Source organism: Acinetobacter sp. M5A5_2a (assembly GCF_053345265.1).
This window is the reverse complement of sequence record NZ_JBKEZV010000028.1, coordinates 1-372: the sequence shown is the minus strand read 5'-3', so window position 1 is coordinate 372 and position 372 is coordinate 1. Positions and strand designations below refer to the sequence as shown.

Below are 372 nucleotides of genomic sequence, written 5' to 3'. Positions count from 1 at the left end.
TGTACCTGCAACTACAGTTGCTGTTGTACCGTCCGGGAAGCTGACTGTTACTGTTGAACCAGGTTCTGCTGTACCGCTCACTGGGTCAGTGGCATTGATTGGATCAAGTACCGGTGCATTTGGTGCAACCGTATCAATCGTCACCACAGCTGTGTCTGTACCCACATTACCTGCCGCATCTGTTGCAGTCACAGTAATGGTGTGCGGACCATCGGTCAGTACAGGCAAGGTATTGTCTGCAAGACTCCAGGTACCATCACCATTGTTTACTGCTGGATAGTCAGTGCCATCTACATTCACCACCACTGTCGCAGTCGGATCATTGACTGTACCGGTGAGTGCAGGTGTGCTGTCATTGGTTAACACATCATC

Annotated in this window: 1 protein-coding gene; it reads right to left on the bottom strand. The window is 50.5% G+C overall.

Features of this window, described 5'->3' with window-relative positions:
* Positions 1-372: Ig-like domain-containing protein (locus tag ACLBWE_RS19120; RefSeq protein ID WP_447604286.1), on the bottom strand; the 372-nt coding region annotated here is incomplete at both ends.